Annotated in this window: 18 protein-coding genes and 1 riboswitch; of the genes, 14 read left to right on the top strand and 4 right to left on the bottom strand. The window is 74.1% G+C overall.

Features of this window, described 5'->3' with window-relative positions:
- The first annotated feature begins 202 nt into the window (after positions 1–202).
- The 13 genes from ACGF7U_RS02165 (at position 203) to ACGF7U_RS02225 (ending at position 11,763) form a co-directional block, all read left to right on the top strand.
- Positions 203–1,777 carry an ABC transporter substrate-binding protein gene (locus tag ACGF7U_RS02165; RefSeq protein ID WP_393102233.1) on the top strand — a complete coding sequence of 525 codons (1,575 nt, stop codon included), beginning with the start codon at positions 203–205 and terminating at the stop codon, positions 1,775–1,777.
- Positions 1,747–2,793, top strand: a complete 1,047-nt coding sequence (locus tag ACGF7U_RS02170) for an ABC transporter permease (RefSeq protein ID WP_393102234.1) — start codon at positions 1,747–1,749, stop codon at positions 2,791–2,793. The genes ACGF7U_RS02165 and ACGF7U_RS02170 overlap by 31 nt, the downstream gene beginning before the upstream one ends.
- Positions 2,786–3,655: an ABC transporter permease gene (locus tag ACGF7U_RS02175; RefSeq protein ID WP_393102236.1), complete on the top strand. Its 870-nt coding sequence runs from the start codon at positions 2,786–2,788 to the stop codon at positions 3,653–3,655. The genes ACGF7U_RS02170 and ACGF7U_RS02175 overlap by 8 nt, the downstream gene beginning before the upstream one ends.
- Positions 3,652–4,671, top strand: a complete 1,020-nt coding sequence (locus ACGF7U_RS02180; protein WP_393102237.1) for an ABC transporter ATP-binding protein — start codon at positions 3,652–3,654, stop codon at positions 4,669–4,671. The genes ACGF7U_RS02175 and ACGF7U_RS02180 overlap by 4 nt, the downstream gene beginning before the upstream one ends.
- Complete coding sequence (locus tag ACGF7U_RS02185; RefSeq protein WP_393102238.1) at positions 4,668–5,381, top strand: ABC transporter ATP-binding protein; 714 nt, start codon at positions 4,668–4,670, stop codon at positions 5,379–5,381. The genes ACGF7U_RS02180 and ACGF7U_RS02185 overlap by 4 nt, the downstream gene beginning before the upstream one ends.
- Positions 5,382–5,641: 260 nt before the next feature.
- A riboswitch (cobalamin riboswitch) is annotated at positions 5,642–5,824 on the top strand.
- A 28-nt stretch (positions 5,825–5,852) separates the two neighbouring features.
- A complete protein-coding gene (locus ACGF7U_RS02190) occupies positions 5,853–6,866 on the top strand; it encodes an ABC transporter substrate-binding protein (protein ID WP_393102239.1) in 1,014 nt (337 codons plus the stop codon).
- Between the two features lie 5 nt (positions 6,867–6,871).
- Positions 6,872–7,942: a FecCD family ABC transporter permease gene (locus ACGF7U_RS02195; protein WP_393102240.1), complete on the top strand. Its 1,071-nt coding sequence runs from the start codon at positions 6,872–6,874 to the stop codon at positions 7,940–7,942.
- Positions 7,942–8,709: an ABC transporter ATP-binding protein gene (locus ACGF7U_RS02200; RefSeq protein ID WP_393102241.1), complete on the top strand. Its 768-nt coding sequence runs from the start codon at positions 7,942–7,944 to the stop codon at positions 8,707–8,709. Before ACGF7U_RS02195 ends, ACGF7U_RS02200 begins: the two co-directional genes overlap by 1 nt.
- Positions 8,710–8,752: 43 nt before the next feature.
- Positions 8,753–9,106 (top strand): hypothetical protein, encoded by a 354-nt coding sequence (locus ACGF7U_RS02205; protein ID WP_393102242.1) that lies wholly within the window; start codon positions 8,753–8,755, stop codon positions 9,104–9,106.
- 368 nt (positions 9,107–9,474) lie between these two features.
- The gene (locus ACGF7U_RS02210) at positions 9,475–9,819 is read left to right on the top strand and encodes a PadR family transcriptional regulator (RefSeq protein ID WP_393102243.1); all 345 of its coding nucleotides are present in this window, start codon (positions 9,475–9,477) and stop codon (positions 9,817–9,819) included.
- Positions 9,816–10,193, top strand: coding sequence for a DUF1048 domain-containing protein (locus tag ACGF7U_RS02215; RefSeq protein ID WP_393102244.1), 378 nt, complete (start codon positions 9,816–9,818; stop codon positions 10,191–10,193). The genes ACGF7U_RS02210 and ACGF7U_RS02215 overlap by 4 nt, the downstream gene beginning before the upstream one ends.
- Positions 10,190–11,002 (top strand): ABC transporter ATP-binding protein, encoded by an 813-nt coding sequence (locus tag ACGF7U_RS02220; RefSeq protein WP_393102245.1) that lies wholly within the window; start codon positions 10,190–10,192, stop codon positions 11,000–11,002. Before ACGF7U_RS02215 ends, ACGF7U_RS02220 begins: the two co-directional genes overlap by 4 nt.
- Entirely contained in the window at positions 10,999–11,763 is a 765-nt protein-coding gene (locus ACGF7U_RS02225; protein ID WP_393102246.1) for an ABC transporter permease, read from the top strand. Before ACGF7U_RS02220 ends, ACGF7U_RS02225 begins: the two co-directional genes overlap by 4 nt.
- Positions 11,764–11,865: 102 nt before the next feature.
- Here the strand turns inward: ACGF7U_RS02225 and ACGF7U_RS02230 are convergent, their stop codons facing one another.
- From ACGF7U_RS02230 to ACGF7U_RS02245, 4 genes are all read right to left on the bottom strand, one after another.
- Positions 11,866–12,552 carry a response regulator gene (locus ACGF7U_RS02230; protein ID WP_393102247.1) on the bottom strand — a complete coding sequence of 229 codons (687 nt, stop codon included), beginning with the start codon at positions 12,550–12,552 and terminating at the stop codon, positions 11,866–11,868.
- The gene (locus tag ACGF7U_RS02235) at positions 12,545–14,590 is read right to left on the bottom strand and encodes a GAF domain-containing sensor histidine kinase (RefSeq protein WP_393102248.1); all 2,046 of its coding nucleotides are present in this window, start codon (positions 14,588–14,590) and stop codon (positions 12,545–12,547) included. Before ACGF7U_RS02235 ends, ACGF7U_RS02230 begins: the two co-directional genes overlap by 8 nt.
- Positions 14,591–14,723: 133 nt before the next feature.
- On the bottom strand, positions 14,724–15,380 hold the full coding sequence (locus ACGF7U_RS02240; protein WP_393102249.1) for a hypothetical protein: 657 nt from the start codon (positions 15,378–15,380) through the stop codon (positions 14,724–14,726).
- A 60-nt stretch (positions 15,381–15,440) separates the two neighbouring features.
- On the bottom strand, positions 15,441–16,721 hold the full coding sequence (locus tag ACGF7U_RS02245; protein ID WP_393102250.1) for an alpha/beta hydrolase: 1,281 nt from the start codon (positions 16,719–16,721) through the stop codon (positions 15,441–15,443).
- Positions 16,722–16,868: 147 nt separating this feature from the next.
- On the opposite strand from ACGF7U_RS02245, the gene ACGF7U_RS02250 reads away from it, so the two are divergent.
- Complete coding sequence (locus tag ACGF7U_RS02250) at positions 16,869–18,389, top strand: serine hydrolase domain-containing protein (RefSeq protein ID WP_393102251.1); 1,521 nt, start codon at positions 16,869–16,871, stop codon at positions 18,387–18,389.
- The last annotated feature ends 80 nt before the right edge of the window (positions 18,390–18,469 follow it).

Consider the following 18,469-nt stretch of genomic DNA (forward strand, 5'->3'; position numbering starts at 1 on the left):
ATGCTGGCATCAGCGGCGGAAGATCATGACCGCGTGGCGGGAGCCGTTCCCGCCGCGCGGAGCCGATTCCGTCCGCCGCCGGCCACTCCGCACGCCACCGGCTGCGGTCCCGGCCGACCCACCTCACGACCCCCGTCCCGGCGGCGCCGGGTGGTCGTGCGACGAACAGACCCGGGAGCATGTGATGGGTACGCCTCTGTCCGTGCGTGTGACGGCGATGGCCGTCGGCGCCGTCCTGGCCGCGGCCGGCTGCACGTCCCCGACCAGCACGTCGGCGGGCACGGGGGCCGCCGGCACCCTCGTGGTGGCGACGGCGGGGGAGCCGGACACGCTGAACCCGGTGCTCAACTACGGGGTCGACGGCGGCTCGCTGATCTTCGACGGGCTGGTCGGACGCGACGCGCGCAACCAGTTGGTGCCGGCGCTGGCGCGGGAGCTGCCGGCCGTGTCGGCGGACGGGAGGACCGTCACCGTGAAGCTGCGCGACGGGGTGCTCTTCCACGACGGCAGTCCGCTGACCGCCCAGGACGTGGTCTTCACCTACCAGGCGGTACTGGACCCGAAGGTCGACTCGACGCTCCGCTCCGACCTGGACATGCTCGCCTCGGTCACCGCGCCGGACCCGTCGACGGTGGTGTTCACCCTGAGGTACGCCTACGCGCCGTTCCTCCAGCGGCTGACGCTGGGCATCGTGCCGGCGAAGGCGCTGGCCGGTCAGGACGTCAACAAGGCCGAGTTCAACCGCAGGCCGGTGGGCACCGGCCCGTACCGGGTGACGTCGTGGACCCCGGGCGACCGGCTCGTGCTCGCGGCCAACGAGAAGTACTGGGGTGGCCGGCCCGCCAACTCCGGCGTGGTGGTGGCGTTCGTCGCCGACGACAACGTGCGCGCGCAGCGGATGCGGGCGGGGGAGTTCGACGCGGCGGAGCTGGCGCCCAAGCTCGCCGCCGGCTTCGACGGGCTGGCCGGCTACCGCGTGCAGCGGGTGCCCACCGCCGACTACCGGGGCGTGATGCTGCCGATGGGCAACCCGGTCACCGGCGACCCGGCGGTGCGGCGGGCGCTCAACGCCGCGGTGGACCGGGCCGCGATGGTCGCCGGCCTGCTCGGCGGCGCCGGCGAGCCGGCGTTCGGGCCGGTCCCGCCGTCGTCGGAGTTCGCCGAGCCGTCGATCGCCGGCAAGCCCACCGCCGACCAGGCCGCGGCGACCGCCGCCCTCGACGCCGCCGGCTGGAAGCCCGGCCCCGACGGCATCCGCGCGAAGGACGGCCGGCCGGCCGCGTTCGCGCTGATGTACCCGGCCACCGACAGCCTGCGCAAGGAACTCGCCCTCGCGGTGACCGCCGACGCGAAGAAGGTCGGCATCAAGGTCACCCCGGAGGGGCTGACCTGGGACGCGATCACCCCCCGGATGAAGAGCGACGCCGTGGTCATGGGCTACGGCACGCCGTACGACCCGGACTTCGTCTCCTACAAGCTCTTCGGCTCCGCCTTCGCCGGCCAGGGCTTCTTCAACCCCGGCAGCTACCGCTCCGCCGTCGTGGACAAGGCGTTGCAGGACGGTCGTGACAACGCCGACCCGGCCGCCCGCAGGGCCGCGTACGCCACCTTCCAGAAGCAGTTGGCCGCCGACCTGCCGTGGGTGTTCCTCACCTACCTCCAGCACACGTACGTCGTGCGCGACGGCGTCGCCGGCGTGACGCCGCGGGTGGAGCCGCACGAGCACGACGTGGCCAACAGCCTCTGGTGGAACATCCACACCTGGACCAGGCAGTGACCGCGCCCGCCCCGGCCACCCCCGCCGGCCGCCGCCGACGGCTGGCGGGAGCCGGGACGGTGGTCGGCCGCCGGCTGCTGGTGGCCGTGCCCATCCTCGCCGCCACCAGCGTCGGCATGTTCGCCCTCGGCGCGGCCTCGCCGATCGACCCCGCCCACCAGTACGCGGGCGCGGCGGCGTTCACCACCAGCGAGGAGAACCTGGCGCAGATCCGCGCCAACTGGGGGGTCGACGACCCGCTGCCGGTGCAGTACCTGCGCTGGGTGGGCAACCTGCTCCGCGGCGACCTGGGCTGGTCGACCAGCCGGCACGAGCCGGTCACCTCCGTGCTGGCCGCCCGCGCCGGCTGGACCCTGCTGCTCGTCGGCGCGGCCCTCGCCCTCGTCCTCGTGGCCAGCCTGTTGCTGGGCACCCTGGCCGCGTACCGGCGTGGCGGCTGGTTCGACCGGGCGCTGCGCGCCGGCGCGTACGCGGTGCAGTCGATGCCGGTGTTCTGGCTGGGGCTGGCCGCGATCGCCCTGTTCGCCCTCACCCTGGGCTGGCTGCCGGCCGGCGGGCTGACCGACGTCACCGCCACCACCACCGACCCGGCCGACGTGGCCCGGCACCTCGTCCTACCGGTGGCGGTGCTGGCGGTCGCCCAGGCGCCGTGGTTCGTCCTGTTCATCCGCGACGCCGTCGCCGAGAGCCTCCGCGACGACCACGTCCTCGCCGCCCGGGCCCGGGGCCTGCCCGGCCGCACCGTCCTGTTCGGCCACGCCCTGCGTACCGCGCTGCTGCCGTTCCTCACCCTCGTCGGCACCCACCTGCCGGAGCTGATCGGGGGCGCCGTCCTGGTGGAGACCGTGTTCTCCCTGCCCGGCCTCGGCGCGGTGACGGTGCAGGCCGCGTTGGGCAGCGACTTCCCGCTGCTGGCCGCGACCACCCTGGCCACCACCGTCGTGGTGCTGGCCGCGAACCTGGCCACCGACCTCGCCTACGCCGCCGCCGATCCCCGGGTACGCCTCGATGACTGACCTCGCCCTGCCCGCCCGCGTCCGGCGGCCGAGGCGGCGTACCGGCCGGGCCGGTGCCGCCGTCGCGTCCGCCGTGCTCGTCGGCGCGGTCGCCGCCTGCCTGCTCGCTCCCGCCCTCTGGCCGCTTGACGAGAGCGCGGTGGACCTGGCCCGTACCCGGCTCGCACCGTCACCCGCGCACCCCGCCGGCACCGACGACCTGGGCCGCGACGTGGCCCACCGCAGCCTCTACGGCCTGCGGGTCTCCCTGCTCGTCGGCGCGGTCGCCGCGCTGGTGGCCACCGTGATCGGCGGCCTCGTCGGGGCGGTGGCCGGCACCCTCGGCGGCCGGGTCGACCGGGCGCTGATGCGGGTGGTCGACACGATCGCGGCGCTGCCGCACCTGCTGCTGGGCATCTTCATCGTCGCGATGCTGCGCCCGAGCCTGGGCGCGGTGATCCTGTCGATCGGGCTGACGCACTGGCTCTCCACCGCCCGCATCGTCAGGTCGGAGCTGCTCAGCCTCCGCACCCGGCCGTTCGTCGACGCCGCGATCTCCGGCGGCGCCGGCCGCGCCCGGGTGATCACCCGGCACCTGCTCCCGCACGTGCTGCCCCGGCTGGCCCTGGCGACCACGCTGATGGTGCCGCACGCCGTCTGGCACGAGACCGCCCTGTCCTTCCTCGGCCTCGGCCTGCCCCCGCACCTGGCCTCGACCGGCAACATGATCAGCGATGGGCAGCGGTCCCTGCTCACCGGCGCCTGGTGGGCCAGCCTCGTGCCCGGCCTGCTGCTCGTCGTCGTCACGCTGGCCCTGGCCACCCTCACCGGCCGGTGGCGCGACCGCCTCGACCCGCGCGTACGAGCGGAGCTGAACCTGTGACCACCACCCGCGAGCACCTCGCCGCCGCGACCGCCGGCCCCACGTCCGGCCCACGCCCGGCCCTGCTGGACGTCGACGGGCTGACCGTCCGCTTCCAACTCCGCGACGCCGTGGTGCAGGCCGTCACCGACCTGCGCCTGACCGTCCACCCGGGCGAACTCCTGGCCGTGGTGGGGGAGTCCGGCTGCGGCAAGTCGGTGCTCGCCCACGCCCTGCTCGGCCTGCTCCCCGGCAATGCCACCGTCACGGGCCACGCCCGGCTGCGCCCGCCCGGCGGGGAGCAGGTCGACCTGATCGGCTGCACCGAGCGCCACCTCGCCCGCGCCGTACGCGGCCGCGCCGTCGGGCTGGTGCCGCAGAGCCCCGCCACCGCGCTGACCCCCGTACGCACCGGCCGGCGGCTGCTGGAAGAGACCCTGCGCGCCCACGGGCACGCCCGGCGCGACGCGCCCGTGGTCGCCGACCGGCTCGCCGCCGACGTCGGCCTCGACCCCGCCGACCTCGACCGCTACCCCCACGAGCTGTCCGGCGGCATGGCGCAGCGCCTGGCCACCGCCCTCGCCCTCGCCCCCGACCCGCCGCTGCTGCTCGCCGACGAACCCACCACCGGCCTCGACCGGCCCCTGGTCGACCACACCCTCGACCTGCTGCGCCGCCGCTGCGACGCCGGCGCCGCCGTCCTGCTCATCACCCACGACCTGGCCGCCGCCCGCCGGGTCGCCGACACCGTCGCCGTGATGTACGCCAGCCGGATCGTCGAGCGGCGACCCACCGGGGCGCTGTTCGAGACGCCCGCGCACCCCTACACCGCGGGCCTGCTCGACGCCCTGCCCGAGCGGGCGTTCCGCCCCGTGCCCGGCCACCCGCCCATGCTCACCGACCTGCCCGCCGGCTGCGCCTTCGCCCCGCGCTGCGACCGGGCCACCGACGCCTGCGGCACACCGCCCGCCCCGAGGCCGGACGACGCGGGCCACGTCGCCTGCCACCACCCGCTGCCCGTCGGAGTGTCGGCATGACCGCGGCCACGGCCGGCGGCCGGAGCGCCGCACCGGCCACGACCGGCACGGGGCTCGCCGCCCATCAGGTCACCGTCGCGTACGGCCGGCAGCGCGTCCTCGACCGCGTCGACCTGCACGTCGCCCCCGGCGAGACGGTCGGGCTGCACGGGCCCTCGGGCAGCGGTAAGTCGACCCTGGCCCGGGTCCTCGCCCTGCTGCACGCCCCCGACGCCGGGCACGTCACCCTCGACGGCCACCGGGTCGCCGGCGTCCGCCACCGGCTGCCGGCCGCCGTCCGCACCCGGGTCGCGATCCTGTTCCAGAGCCCCCGCGCCGCCACCGACCCGCGCCTCAGCCTCGCCGACGTCGTCGCGGAACCGCTGCGTGCCACCGGCGTACCGGCGGAGCGGGCCCGGGCCCGGGCGGTGGAGCTGGCGGACCTCGTCGGCCTCACCCCGGACCTGCTCGCCCGCCGCCCGCACGCGGTCAGCGACGGGCAGTTGCAACGGGCCTGCCTGGCCCGGGCGCTCGTGCACCGGCCGGCCTACCTGCTCTGCGACGAGGCCACCGCCATGCTCGATGCCTCCACCCAGGCCCACCTGGCCGCCGTCATCACCGACTACCAGCGAGAGCACGGCGCCGGCGTCCTGCTCATCACGCACGACCCGGCCCTGATGGCCCGCTGGGCGACCCGGGTGGTCGACCTCCCGCCCCCGCCGGGAGCCTGAACGCCGCCCGCCGCCCGGCCAGCCAGCCAGTCCGTCGCACGTCGCAGGCCGGATGCGGCGTGCCGGATGCCGCCCGCCGCCCCGGCCGTTCCGCCGCCCGTCCGCCCGGCCAGTTCGGCGCCCGGACGCGCCGCTGCCCGCCACCGAACATCGCGCCGGGCGGCACCTACCAGGCGCCGCGTGGCCGCGACCGTCCACAGTGGTAATACGGCCCCGCACCTATGGCATCTGTCACCCGTGACGGCCGCGCCGGGCGCGGGCTAGGGTGACGCTGCCGTGGTGTTTCGGGAAGCCGGTGGAAGACCGGTGCGGCCCTCGCCACTGTGATCGGGAAGTCCGCGGCCCTCGTCGTCAGAGGTCACTGGGCGTTGCACGCCTGGGAAGGCCGGCCACGGACGCACCTCCCGTCAGCCAGGAGACCGGCCACGGCACTGCGATGACCCGTCCACGAGGTGCTGGAAGGCGGTCCCGATGCGCGTGCGCGCTCTGCGGTCCACCCTGTCCCGGCGCGTTGCCGCGCCCCTGTCCGTCCTGCTCGTCCTGACCGGCGGCTGCGCAGCGGACGACCCCGCCACGAACTCCCCGGCCTCGGCCGCGTCGGTCACCCTGACCAACTGCGGTACGCCGGTCGGCGTCGTCGGACCACCCCGGCGGGCGGTGACCCTGAACCAGGCCGCCACCGAGATCATGCTGGCGCTCGGGCTGGCCGACCGCCTGGCCGGCACGGCGTACCTCGACGACGCGATCCTGCCCGAGCACACCGCCGCGTACGCCTCGGTGCCGGTGCTGTCCGAGGAGTATCCGGGGAAGGAGACCCTGCTGGAGGCGGCACCGGACTTCGTCTACGCGTCGTTCCACAGCGCCTTCGGCGACGAGGGTGTCGGTGACCGCGCGGCGCTGGCGGCGCTCGGCATCGGCACCTACCTCTCACCCGCCGGGTGCCCGGGGCAGCACCGGCCGGCGAGACTGACGGTCGAGGACGTGTTCGCCGAGATCCGCGACATCGCCGCCGTCTTCGGGGTCCCCGAGCGGGCCGAGAAGCTCGTCGCCGACCATCGGGCCCGGATCGCCGCCGCTGCCGCGAGCCTCGGCGGCGCATGGGACGTCTCCCTCCTCTGGTGGGACGCCCGCACCGACGCGCCGAGCGTGGGCGCCTGCTGCGGCGGTCCCAACATGATCATGTCGGCGGTCGGGGTCGGCAACGCGTTCGACGACCTCGCCGGCGCCTGGGCCGACACCAGCTGGGAGAGCGTCATCGCCCGCAACCCCGACGCGATCGTGCTGGTCGACGCGGCCTGGGACCCGGCCGCCGCGAAGAGGGCGTTCCTGGCCCGGCACGCCACTCTCCGGGAGCTGCCCGCGGTGGCGGGGCAACGGTTCGTCGTCATCCCGTTCTCGTCCACCACCGCCGGGGTGCGGGCGGTGCTGGGCATCGAGGCGCTCGTCGCGGGAGTGGCGCGGCTGCCCGCCCGCGCGGGCCGCTGACCGCCGTGGCCCGCCGCACCGCCGCGGCAGCCGTCGGCGCCGTCGCCTCCCGGCGTGCCCGCCCGGCCGGGACGGTCGCGCTGCTGGTCGCGCTGTTGGCGGGTCTGGTCGTGTCGATCGGCACGGCCGTCACCGTCGGGCCGGCCGACATTCCTGTGTCGACGGTCTGGGCGGTCGTGGCCGACCGCCTGGGCCTGGCCGACGTCGACGTGCCGCTGCTGCGCGAACACGTCGTCTGGCGGCTGCGCCTGCCCCGGGTGCTCGGCGCCGCCGTGGTGGGGGCCGGGCTGGCGGCCGCCGGGGCGGTGATGCAGACCGTCACCCGTAACCCGTTGGCCGACCCGTACCTGCTCGGGGTTTCCTCCGGGGCGTCGCTCGGGGCGGTCGCGGTGCTGGTGCTCGGCGTCGGTGGTGGGGTCGCCACGCTCACCGGTGGTGCCTTCGCCGGGGCGCTGGCCGCGTTCGCCGTCGTGGCGGGGGTGGCCGGCCGGCGGGCCGCGCTGGCACCCGCCAGGGTGGTGCTGGCCGGGGTCGCCGTCGCGCAGCTGTGCGGGGCGGCGACGTCGTTCGTCATCATCTGGGTCGCGGACCCGCACGCCACCCAGAGCATCACCTTCTGGCTCTCCGGATCGCTGGCCCGCGTCGACTGGACCGCCCTGGCCTGGGCCGGGCCGGTCCTGGTCGCAGTGCTCACCCTCGTGGCGGCACACGCCCGCGCGCTCAACGCCTTCGCCTTCGGCGAGGACGCGGCGTCGACCCTCGGCGTGTCCGTCACCCGGGTCCGCTGGCTGCTGCTGGTCGGCGCCGCGCTGCTCACCGCGGTGCTGGTCGCCGTCAGTGGCGCGGTGGGTTTCGTCGGGCTGATCCTGCCGCACGCCGCCCGGTTCCTCACCGGCCCGGACCACCGGCGCCTGCTGCCCGCCGTCGTCCTCGCCGGCGCGATTTTCCTGATCTGGGTGGACACCGCCGCGCGGACCCTGTTCGCGCCCCGGGAACTGCCGGTCGGCGTGCTGACCGCGCTGCTCGGGGTGCCCGCCTTCGTGGTGCTGCTGCACCGCCGGAAGGGGCGCGACTGATGCTCACCGTCACCGGAGTGTCCTGGGCCGTCGCGGCCCGGCCGATCCTCGACGGCGTCACCTGCGCGGTGCCGACGGGCAGCCTCGTCGGGCTGCTCGGCCCCAACGGCTGCGGCAAGAGCACGCTGCTGCGGATCGTCGCCCGGCTCGCCGCGCCGGACAGCGGCCGCGTCACCGTCGGCGGCGACGACGTCGCCACCCTGCCCCGCTCCGCGCTGGCCCGTCGCGCCGCGCTGCTCGCCCAGCACGCCGACACCGACGTGGACCTCACCGTCGGGGAGGTGGTGCTGCTCGGCCGCACCCCGCACCGCCGCTCGCGGTGGTCGGACAGCGCCGCCGACCGCGCCGCCGCCGCCGACGCGCTGGCCCGGGTGGACCTCGACGGGTACGCCGACCGCCGCTGGCAGACCCTCTCCGGCGGCGAACGGCAGCGGGTCCAACTGGCTCGCGCGCTCGCCCAGCAACCGCGCCTGCTGCTGCTCGACGAGCCCACCAACCACCTCGACATCGGTCACCAGTTGCACCTGCTGCACCTGGTCCGCCGGTCCGGGGTCACCACGCTGGCCGCGCTGCACGACCTCAACCTCGCCGCCATGTTCTGCGACACGGTGGTCGTCCTGGCCGCCGGGCGGGTCGTCGCCGCCGGCCCGCCCGCCGAGGTCCTCACCCTGCGGCTGCTCGCCGACGTGTACGACGTCCACGCCGACGTCGCGACGCACCCGACGACCGGACGGCCCACCATCACCTACCACCCGCCCGCGTCGTGACCAGCACGTGCCGTCGTCGCGACCGGGAACGAAGGAGTCCGCCATGACCGCCGCGCCGGGCTGCCTGGTCACCGTGTGCCGGGACTGCTGCTGCGGCAGTGCTCGCAAGCACCCCGCCGTCGACCACGACGCACAACTGCGACGACTGCGCGCCGCGCTGCCGGCGCCCCACCGGGTACGGGTCAGCGCGTGCCTCGACCTCTGCGCGCAGTCCAACCTGGTCGTCGTCCACCCCGCGTCGGCGGCGCGGCGCGCCGGTGCGCGGCCGGTCTGGTTCGGCCTGGTCCTGCACGACTCGGTGCTCGACGACATCGCCGCCTGGGTGCGCGCCGGCGGGCCGGGCGTCGCGCCGATGCCCGCCGCCCTGGAGTTGTCGGTGGTCGCCCCGACGCTTTAGGCGGGCGGGTGAGGCGGCCGGGCCGAGCGCCGTTCGAGGCGGAGCTGGCCCGCAGCGGGGTGGGCGGTTTCCCGGCCTGGCCCCGACGCCGTGTGGCCAGGCGGCATGGTGTGCCAGCCTGGCCCGCCGGGCTCGAGGGACAGCTCGTGGCGATGGGGGTTCACGCGCCCGGACCGTCCGACGGATCGTTCCGGCGCTGTTGATCACCTCGTCCGCCCCGCGGTCGGAGCGTGACCGGACCAGCAGGGTGTGGGCTGCGGCGCCGAGTGACCCGTTCTGAGATCCCTCGGTATTCAGCGTTGCTATCTACCGGTACCTAGTGTTACCGTCTACTGGTAGTCAACGTTGCTTAGTAGTGAGGGGGTGGCATGGGAAACCAGATGACGGAGATGCTGAAGGGCACTCTCGAAGGCATCGTCCTGGCGATCCTGGCCCGCAGATCCGCGTACGGCTACGAGATCACCGCGTGGCTGCGCGACCGCGGATTCTCGGACATCGCGGAAGGCACGATCTACGCGCTGCTCGTCCGCGTCGAGCAGCGCGGGTTCGTGGACGTGGAGAAGGTTCCCTCGGAGAAGGGGCCCCCGCGGAAGGTGTATTCGCTCAACGCCAAGGGGCGAGACCAGCTCGCCGAGTTCTGGAGGACGTGGAGCGTTCTCGCGGAACGCATCGAGCAGCTCCACCACAACGACAACCAAGACGAAGGAGTATGAGGGTGGCCGCGAAGTGGATCGAGATGCTCGTCGGGTCGTTTGAGCAGAAGAAGCAGTACAAGCACCACATGGCCCGCATGGAGGCCCTGCCGGAGCCCCATCGCAGCGCGGCCAAGGCTCTTCAGCGGTACTTCATGTACCAGGGAGGGATCCTCGACGGCGACACGCTCATCACGATGCTCGGCGACTTCGTCGACCTCTGGGAGCGTGCGGTCGCCGATGGAACGCCGGTCCGCGCGATCGTCGGCGGCGACCCGGTCGAGTTCGCCGAGACGTTCCTGCTGGCGTACTCCGGCAAGCAGTGGATAGACAAGGAACGCGAGCGCCTCCGGAAGGCGATCGACGCCGCCGCCGGCGAGGAGACGAGCGCATGACCACCGAGACGCGCGAACCCGCGATCAGGGTGCGGGCCATCACCAAGTCCTACAAGGACCTGCACGTGTTGCGGGGCGTCGACTTCGACGTGGCGGCCGGGAGCATCTTCGCTCTGCTCGGCTCGAACGGCGCCGGAAAGACCACGCTGGTGCGGATCCTGTCGACGTTGCTGAAGGCGAACGCCGGCACCGCGACCGTCCACGGCTTCGACGTCTCCTCGGCCCCGGGCGAGGTACGCAAGTCGATCAGCCTGACCGGGCAGTTCGCCGCAGTCGACGAAGTGCTGACCGGCCGGGAGAATCTGGTCCTGGTCGCGAAGCTCCGCCACCTGAAGAATCCGGGTGCGATCGCCGACGAGATGCTCGCCCGTTTCTCGCTCACCGATGCCGGCAATCGCCGGGCGGCGACGTACTCGGGCGGCATGCGTCGGCGGCTGGACATCGCGATGAGCCTTGTCGGCAACCCGCCGGTCGTATTCCTCGACGAGCCGACCACCGGCCTCGACCCGCAGGCCCGCATCGAGGTCTGGCAGACGGTGAAGCAGCTCGCCAAGGATGGCACGACCATCCTGCTGACCACGCAGTACCTCGACGAGGCCGAGCAACTCGCCGACCGGATCGCGATCCTGCACAAGGGCACGATCATCCAGAACGGCACTCTTGCCGAGCTGAAGCAGCTCCTCCCGTCCGCCAAGGTCGAGTACGTCGAGAAGCAGCCGACCCTCGAGGACGTCTTCCTCGCCCTCGTCGGCGACACCAGTGGCACCGCCGGCAAGGCAGCCGTGTCCGCAGGAGAGGAACCCCGATGACCGCCCACGTCCTCAGCGACACCGGAACCCTCACCGGCCGCTCCCTGCGTCACATCCTCCGCAGCCCGGACACCATCATCACCACAGCGGTCACCCCGGTCGCGCTGATGCTGCTCTTCGTGTACGTGCTCGGCGGAGCCATCAACACCGGATCCGACGAGTCGTACATCAACTACATGCTGCCGGGCATCCTGCTCATCACCATCGCCTCCGGCATCGCCTACACGGCGTACCGCCTGTTCCTCGACATGCAGGGCGGCATCTTCGAGCGCTTCCAGTCGATGCCGATCCCACGACCCTCCGTGCTCTGGGCGCATGTCCTGACCTCACTCGTCGCCAACCTGGCCTCGCTCGTGATCGTCACAGGCGTCGCGCTGGTCATGGGGTTCCGCACCGGCGCATCCGTAGCCGACTGGCTCGCCGTCGCTGGCATCCTGATCCTGTTCACCCTCGCCCTCACCTGGATCGCCGTGATAGCGGGCCTCTCCGCCAAGACCGTCGACGGCGCGAGCGCCTTCAGCTACCCGCTGATCTTCCTGCCCTTCATCAGCTCGGCGTTCGTCCCCACCGACTCGATGCCCGGCCCGGTCGCGTGGTTCGCCGACAACCAGCCGGTGACGTCCATCGTGAACTCCCTCCGCGCGCTGTTCGCACAGCAACCCGTCGGTAACGACATCTGGATCGCCCTCGCCTGGTGCGTCGGCCTGCTCGTAGCCGCCTACGCCGCCGCGACGGCGATCTACCGCAAGAAGATCAGCTAGTGCTCCGACCATGATCGTCGGCGGTGCCGGGGTCAGCCTGCGCGAGTGGCGGGGTGGCCCCGGTGCCGTTGCCGTTCGCGGCGGGCGTTCGTGGTCGCGGCACTAGCCCTGGAGATCCGCGCCGAGGTACTTGACCACCGCCGCCACCCGTCGGTGCGTGTCCGGGGTGTTGTCCAGACCCAGCTTGTGGAAGATCGCGTTGACGTTCTTCTCCACGGCCGACACCGACAGGTGCAGCGAGCGGGCGATGCCCACGTTGGACTTGCCCAGCGCCATCTCCCCGAGCACCTCCCGTTCGCGGGGGGTGAGCCCGGCCGGTTCCGCGCGGCGGCGACTGACCCGGCGAGCGATCAGACCGTCGACCACCTTGGGGTCGACCACGGAGCCGCCGGCGATGACCGCCCTGATCGCGGCCACCAGGTCCTCCAGGTTCCCGATCCGGTCCTTCAAGAGGTAGGCGAGCCCTTCGGTACCGTGCCGGAACAGTTCGAAGGCGAACAGCGCGTCCCGGTACTGGGACAGCACGACGACCCCGGTCCGGGAGTGCTCGGCTCGTACGCGGTGCGCCGCGTCGATGCCCTCCAGCCCGGCGCGGAGGCCGGCGCCGGGCATGCGGATGTCGGTGACGATCACGTCGGGTTCGAACCGGCGTACCGCGTCCAGGAGTTCGTCGGCGGTGCCGACGGCGGCGACGACGCTGACGTCGCCGGTGGTTTCGAGCAGCTGTCGCACGCCTTCGCGGACGAGGTAGTGGTCGTCGGCGAGGACGGCGCGCACCGTCTCACGCATCGCCCGGTATCCAGGCATTCACGTGCGTTCCCTCCCCGGGCGTACTTGTCACCGACAGGTGTCCTCCGAGCGCCGTGAGCCGGTCCGCGAGCGGTCCGAGCCCGCGCTGCGGTACGGCGAGAGGGTCGAAGCCCCTGCCGTCGTCGGACACCTCCAGCAGCAGCCGGTCGGGGCGCTGCGTCAGGCGTACCTCGACCCGGGAGGCGGCGGCGTGCTTCAACGCGTTGGCGAGGGCCTCACCGATCGTGAAGTACGCCGCGCCCTCGACGTCGTCGGAGAACCGCCGCCCGCGCAGCGCCCCGTCGACCGTGACGGTGACCGCGACGTCGAGCGGCAGGCGACCGCACAGCTCCTCCACCGCCTCGACCAGCCCACCCTGGGCCAGCGCGGTCGGGTGGATCCCCGCGGCCAACTCGCGCAGGTCTTCGAGCGTGGCGCGCGCCTGCTCCCGGAGGCGCACCATGGCCTCGGGGCGGGGCCCGGCGGCGCGCGCCAGTTCGAGCCCGGCGATCAGCGCGACGAGCTGTTGCTGGACGCCGTCGTGGATGTTGCGCTCGATGCGTCGGCGTTCGGTCTCCTGGGCGTGCACCAGCCGGGCCGCCAGGCGCGCGCTGCGCAGGGCGAGGCCCGCCTGGGCGCCCAGGGCCAGCAGCAGGCCGCGGTCCCGTTCGGCGATCCTGCCCTCGACCTTCGGGCCGCACGAGAGGTGGCCGGTGACCCTCCCGTCGCTGGTGATCGGGACCGTCAGGGCCGGGGGACCGGTCACCGCACCGGCTGCCGCCCGCGTGCCGTCGTCCAGTTCGACGGCGACCCAGGTCGTCGCGAGCGCGGACTGGGCGACGTGCACCAGGTGCTGCAGTTGGCTGCTCGACTCGGTCATCGAGTTGAGCGTCGTGCTGGTCTCCGCGAGCAGTTCGGCGGCCGTGGGGCGGACCCCGAAGACGAGCCGCTCGGCCAGCGTCTCCAGCCGGTTGCGCACCGGCTGAAAGACGAGCGTGACGCCGACGGCGAGAGCCACCGCCACCGTCACCGGCAGCCGTTCGCCGGCGGCGACCCCGAGAGCCATCGCCACCCCGGCGTAGACGAGTGCTATCGCGGACCACAGCAGGCCGTACGCCAGGGACTTCTGGACGACGACGCGGATGTCGAAGAGGCGGTACCGCACCAGCGCCACCCCGACGGCGGCTGGCACGGCGCCGAGGACGGACAGCACGGCGAGCCAGCCGAGATACGCCGGCAGGTACGCGCCGTCGATGCCGAGGATGAGTACGAAGCCGGACAGGTTCACCAGCACGCCGGCCGCCATCCAGCGCAGCTGACGCCGCTCCGCCGGTGTCGCCCGGCGCCAGCGGACGAGCAGTCCGCCCAGCGCGCCCGCCGCGATCACCGGCGTCAGGAGCGTGGTCGCCGAGGCCGCGAGCAACGCCGCGTGACCGGCGGCGCCGGGCAGCCCGAGCGGATTAGGCAACGGCACGTCCTCGTCGAGGTTGCCCGGGACGAGAACGACGGCGACGGCGTGTACGGCGATGCAGGCGCCACCGGCCCAGGCGAGCGGGCGCCATCGGCGGGACGGTAGCCGGCCGTCCGGGAAGAGCAGCGGAATGAAGATCCAGATCAGGCCGTAGTGCACGCCGAACAGCGAGGCTCCCACGACCGCGAAACCGAGCCCTCCGGTGCCCGACCCGTGCCGGGCCACGTACAACAGGTAGCCCACCGCGAGGCCACCGATGCCGAGGCACGTCGCCGAGGCGAGCATCAGCCAGCCGTACGGGTTGCCCGGCCGGCGACTGGCGATGAGCCAGCCGAGGGCGGGCAGCGGCATCCCGGTCAGCACGAAGAGCCACTGCGCCGGCGGGACGGGTACGCCCGTTTCGAGCACGCTGCCGGTCAGCGTGCCCGCGCCCGCCACCAGCGCGAGCGTCGCGGCGAGCGGGCGAGCCCACCTCCTCGCCGGCGCCGTCGACGCCTCGGGCGGCGTCAGGTCGCCGGTCGGTGGCCGCTTCGCCGGCGCCTCGGGCGGCGTGGGGTCGCCGGTCACGGCCGGAACCGGTGGCCGCGCAGGTGGCCGCCGGGCCACGTCCGGCGGGACCGGCGCCGACGACCGGTCGGCCGCCGCCGGGACACCCCGCCCGTGCGCGCCACCGGCGGCCGGGCCGTCTCGTGTCGGCAGGTCAGGCGAGCGGCGCATCGACGACACCGCGTGCCTCCGCCGGCCGCACCGCGCGGAATTCGAGCAGGGCGAAGCCCGTGCCGATCGCCACCACCGTCAGCACCCCCTCGGGCCAGTAGATGTGACTGCCGAGCCAGGACACCGACGCGACGAGCAGCAGCACGACGCCCGGCACCGCCGGGCGCCCGTACCGGGAGATCAGCGCGACGGCGGCGCCCACGGCGGCGACCAGGAAGCCCAGCCCGCCGATCAGCCCCACCGCACCACCGATCTCACTCAGCTCGTCGATCTGTCCCTGAACGTCGATCACGTCCTCCGCGCCGATCATCAGCCGGCCGGCGGCGATCCCCGCGATGGCGTCGAGCCCCGTGTAGAAGATGGCGTAGACGTAGCAGCCGACCCGGGCCACCGTCACCGCCCGTCCGGTCGCAGACCGTAGCAGGGTGAGGAGACCGGCCGCCAGCAGCGGGAACACCGGGAGCAGGACGAGGTGCACGGCCGTCCATCGGTGCGCCGTGTCGGGCATCAGGTGGTGGGGGTGCAGCAGGCCGGCCAGCGCGAGGAAGGCCGGCGGACCGAGCAGCAGGGCGAACCGCGCCGTGCGGCGTGGGATGCGGGGCCGTGCCGGCGCGCCCGCCGGCGAGGACAGCTTGCTCATCGCGTCGTCTCTTCTCGTCGTCTCGTGTCCTGGTTGGGGTGGGGCCGGGTGCCGGTCTGACTACCGCCCGACCGGGTTCGCCGCGAGGCTGGCGTCGAAGAATCCGACGACGCGGCGCTCGTACTCCTGCGGGCGGGCGGCCAACCCGCCGATGTGGCCGGCCTCCGGGATCTCCCAGATGTCGCTGGCGCCCCCGGCGGCCCGGTGGTAGCGGGGGTTGAGGTGCTCCCCACCCTGACCGCGGCGGCTCCAGATCAGCAGGGCCCGCGCGTCGCCGAGCCGGGGCAGCAGGCTCGGTAGCCTCGCGGGCGGTAGGCCACCGGAGAAAACCGCGACGCCGAGCGTGATCGTCACCGACATCGGCGCCAGGACCAGGTTCTCCAGGTCCGGGCTGGCGAGATCCTCCGCCGCCCATCGCGTCCCGGCGCCCTCGGCGACCACGGCGCGCAGGCCGGTTCCCCGAGCGGCCGTCTGGAGGAGGATCTCGCCGCCGACCGACAGGCCCAGCCCGCCCACGCGTCGCGGATCGACGTCGGGGCGCCGGGCCAGGAAGGCCAGCGCCGCGCGCACGTCGGTCTCCCCCCGCCAACCGAACAGGTTGACGTCCCCCTCGCTGGCGCCTTGGCCTCGCGGGCTCACCAGCAACACCCCGTACCCGTGCCGGCGGAGCATCCGGGCGTGCCGCAGCCCTCCGTCACCGGGCACGACCACCACCGCGGCGCCGTTGTGGCCGGGCGCGTACCAGGCGGCGAGCGACAGCCCGTCCGCCGTCGGCAGCCGCACCGCCTGCCACGGCAGGCCGGGGGCGAACGACGGCGACGCGCCGCGCGGCGCGTGGGTGGCGACGAAGGCGACACCGAGCGGCAGGACCACCTGCACCGCGACGAACGCCGCCACCGCGCCCACCAGGAACCGGCGTACGACACGGGACCGGGTCGAGCCGCCGGTGCGGCGTACCCGCCACGCCCCCCGCACCCCGACGGCGACCAGCGCGGCACCGGCGACCGTGGCCGCGATACCGGTGTAGTCGTCGCCGGAGGGGCCCGCCGACCTGGCGTGGGCCACCGGCACGGCGAGGCCGACGCCGAGGGCGAGCAGCCCGACGGCGGTGCTGACGGCCGCCCGCGTGGATGCCCGCCACACCGGATGGCGGGCGGCGGCCCACAGCAGCGCCGACACCGGCAGGGCACCGCTGAGAACGTGGTCCGCGGCCGTCGTGCCCGGCTCCGGGTGCAGCATGGCGTCGTCCAACAGGTACCCGGCGACCAGCAGGAACATCGTCCTCGCCAGCCGGGTCTCCGTCCGCCCGGCGGGGTCAGCCGGCGGTGGTGGTGGTTTCACGAGGGTCGAGCCTGCCAGCGTGGACGGGCCCACGCCCTGTGGTTGTCCGCAGTTCCGCTGCGGCTGCCCACCTGCTGTTCCTCGGTGGTCAGCACCCTTCGCGGCCGGCGGCCGGATGCCTAGCTTCGGTGGCCGGAGGTGCACTCAATGACGACCACGAACACGCATCCACCGCGTCGGCGCAGGCGTACGACGGTGATAATCGCGGCTGTCGCGACAGGGCTGCTGCTCGCCACCCTGGTGATGCCCCGCGGCATCCGACTCGGCGACGAAGGCACCGGTGACGCCGAGCTGGCCCGGACCGTCCGGCAGGCCGCCTGGCCGTCGGCCGGGCATCTCGGCCTCTCCGTCGCGTTGATCGAGAACGGGGCCGTCCGCACGGCCGGGCTCGGCACGACCCGGTTGTCGGGGGGCCGACCGGTCGACGACCGCACCCGGTTCGAGTTCGGCTCGGTCACGAAGGCGATGACGGCCATGCTCCTCACCGACATGGTGACCAGGAGGGAGGTCAGCCCGCAGACGACGATCGGGGAGATCTTCCCCGACACCGCGTTCCGCGACCCGGCGGTCGCGGGCATCTCGCTGGAGGAACTCGCCAGCCAACGCTCCGGCATCCCGAGCGTCCCTTCCTCGCTCGACGGTCCCGCGACCCTCGTGGGGAGCATGATCGGCGGCAACCCCTACGGCGGCCACAGCCCGCGGGACGTCATCGACGACGCGGCCGGCTCCCGAGCCGTCGACAAGGGCCGGGTCGTCTACTCCAACCTCGGGTTCGCCCTCCTCGGCCAGGCCCTCGCCGCCCGGGCCGGGACCAGCTACCAGGACCTGCTGCGACGCCGGCTCCTCGAACCGCTGGGGATGCGGGACACCGTCATGGTGGGCGAGCCCGCCGACCTGCCCGCCGACGGCGCCCGCGGCTACATCACCTCGGGACACGAGACCGAGTTCTTCGTCAGCGACGGGTATCTCCCCTCGGGCGCCGGCGGCTGGTCCACCAGCGCCGACCTCGGCCGCTTCCTGGCCGCCACGATCAACGGGACGGCACCCGGCGCGGACGCCACCCGGCCCCGCTGGGACGCCCCCGACGGCAGCAGGATCGGTTACGCCTGGCGGACCACGGACGGCATCACCTGGCACGACGGCAGCACTGCCGGGTTCTCCAGCTTCGTCGGCTTCGACCCCACGCTCAAGCGCGGTGTCGTGGTGCTCGGCAACACCTCCGCCTCGGTCGTGTACCTCGGGATGCGGCTGCTCGGCAGGGACGCGCCGACCCCGTCCGAGCGGCTCACCGCCGAACTGCCGATGGCCGCGGTCACCCTGCTGTGCCTCGCCGCGGCCGCCCGCACGCTCGAGGTCACCGGCCGCCGCCGGCCGCGGCGGCTGCTTCCCGAGCCGGACCGGCTGAAGGTCGCCTCGATGACCTGGCGCGCGACCGTGCTGCTGAGCCTCGCCTGGACGATCGGCTCCTGGAAGCTGCTCTGGCCGCCGCTGTGGGCGCTCGCCGCGGCCCTGTCGGTCGGTGGCGTCGCCCTCGGCGTCCTCCGCTGGTCGCGGCTGCCCACCGCCCGGGGCCCCCGCCCGAGGATGCGCTGGGTCACCAGCACCGCCTCCGTCCTGCTCTGGGCGGCGGCCGGCGCCGTCCTCGCCACGGCGTGGCTCACGCGCTGAACCCCTCTCGCGGCGTCTCGTGCGGCGGTCCGACCGGTCACCGCCGCCCGAGCCGTCGCGCCCGGGACTGACTTTCGTGC

It is taken from the genome of Micromonospora sp. NPDC047670 (genome assembly GCF_043204915.1).
Lineage (GTDB): Bacteria > Actinomycetota > Actinomycetes > Mycobacteriales > Micromonosporaceae > Micromonospora.

Excerpts from the sequence above, each read along its gene's own strand:
- ACGF7U_RS02175 (WP_393102236.1), top strand. The coding sequence starts at position 2,786 with ATGACTGACCTCGCCCTGCCCGCCCGCGTCCGGCGGCCGAGGCGGCGT.
- ACGF7U_RS02185 (WP_393102238.1), top strand. The coding sequence starts at position 4,668 with ATGACCGCGGCCACGGCCGGCGGCCGGAGCGCCGCACCGGCCACGACC.
- ACGF7U_RS02190 (WP_393102239.1), top strand. The coding sequence starts at position 5,853 with ATGCGCGTGCGCGCTCTGCGGTCCACCCTGTCCCGGCGCGTTGCCGCG.
- ACGF7U_RS02200 (WP_393102241.1), top strand. The coding sequence starts at position 7,942 with ATGCTCACCGTCACCGGAGTGTCCTGGGCCGTCGCGGCCCGGCCGATC.
- ACGF7U_RS02205 (WP_393102242.1), top strand. The coding sequence starts at position 8,753 with ATGACCGCCGCGCCGGGCTGCCTGGTCACCGTGTGCCGGGACTGCTGC.
- ACGF7U_RS02210 (WP_393102243.1), top strand. The coding sequence starts at position 9,475 with ATGGGAAACCAGATGACGGAGATGCTGAAGGGCACTCTCGAAGGCATC.
- ACGF7U_RS02215 (WP_393102244.1), top strand. The coding sequence starts at position 9,816 with ATGAGGGTGGCCGCGAAGTGGATCGAGATGCTCGTCGGGTCGTTTGAG.
- ACGF7U_RS02220 (WP_393102245.1), top strand. The coding sequence starts at position 10,190 with ATGACCACCGAGACGCGCGAACCCGCGATCAGGGTGCGGGCCATCACC.
- ACGF7U_RS02225 (WP_393102246.1), top strand. The coding sequence starts at position 10,999 with ATGACCGCCCACGTCCTCAGCGACACCGGAACCCTCACCGGCCGCTCC.
- ACGF7U_RS02230 (WP_393102247.1), bottom strand. The coding sequence starts at position 12,552 with ATGCGTGAGACGGTGCGCGCCGTCCTCGCCGACGACCACTACCTCGTC.
- ACGF7U_RS02240 (WP_393102249.1), bottom strand. The coding sequence starts at position 15,380 with ATGAGCAAGCTGTCCTCGCCGGCGGGCGCGCCGGCACGGCCCCGCATC.
- ACGF7U_RS02250 (WP_393102251.1), top strand. The coding sequence starts at position 16,869 with ATGACGACCACGAACACGCATCCACCGCGTCGGCGCAGGCGTACGACG.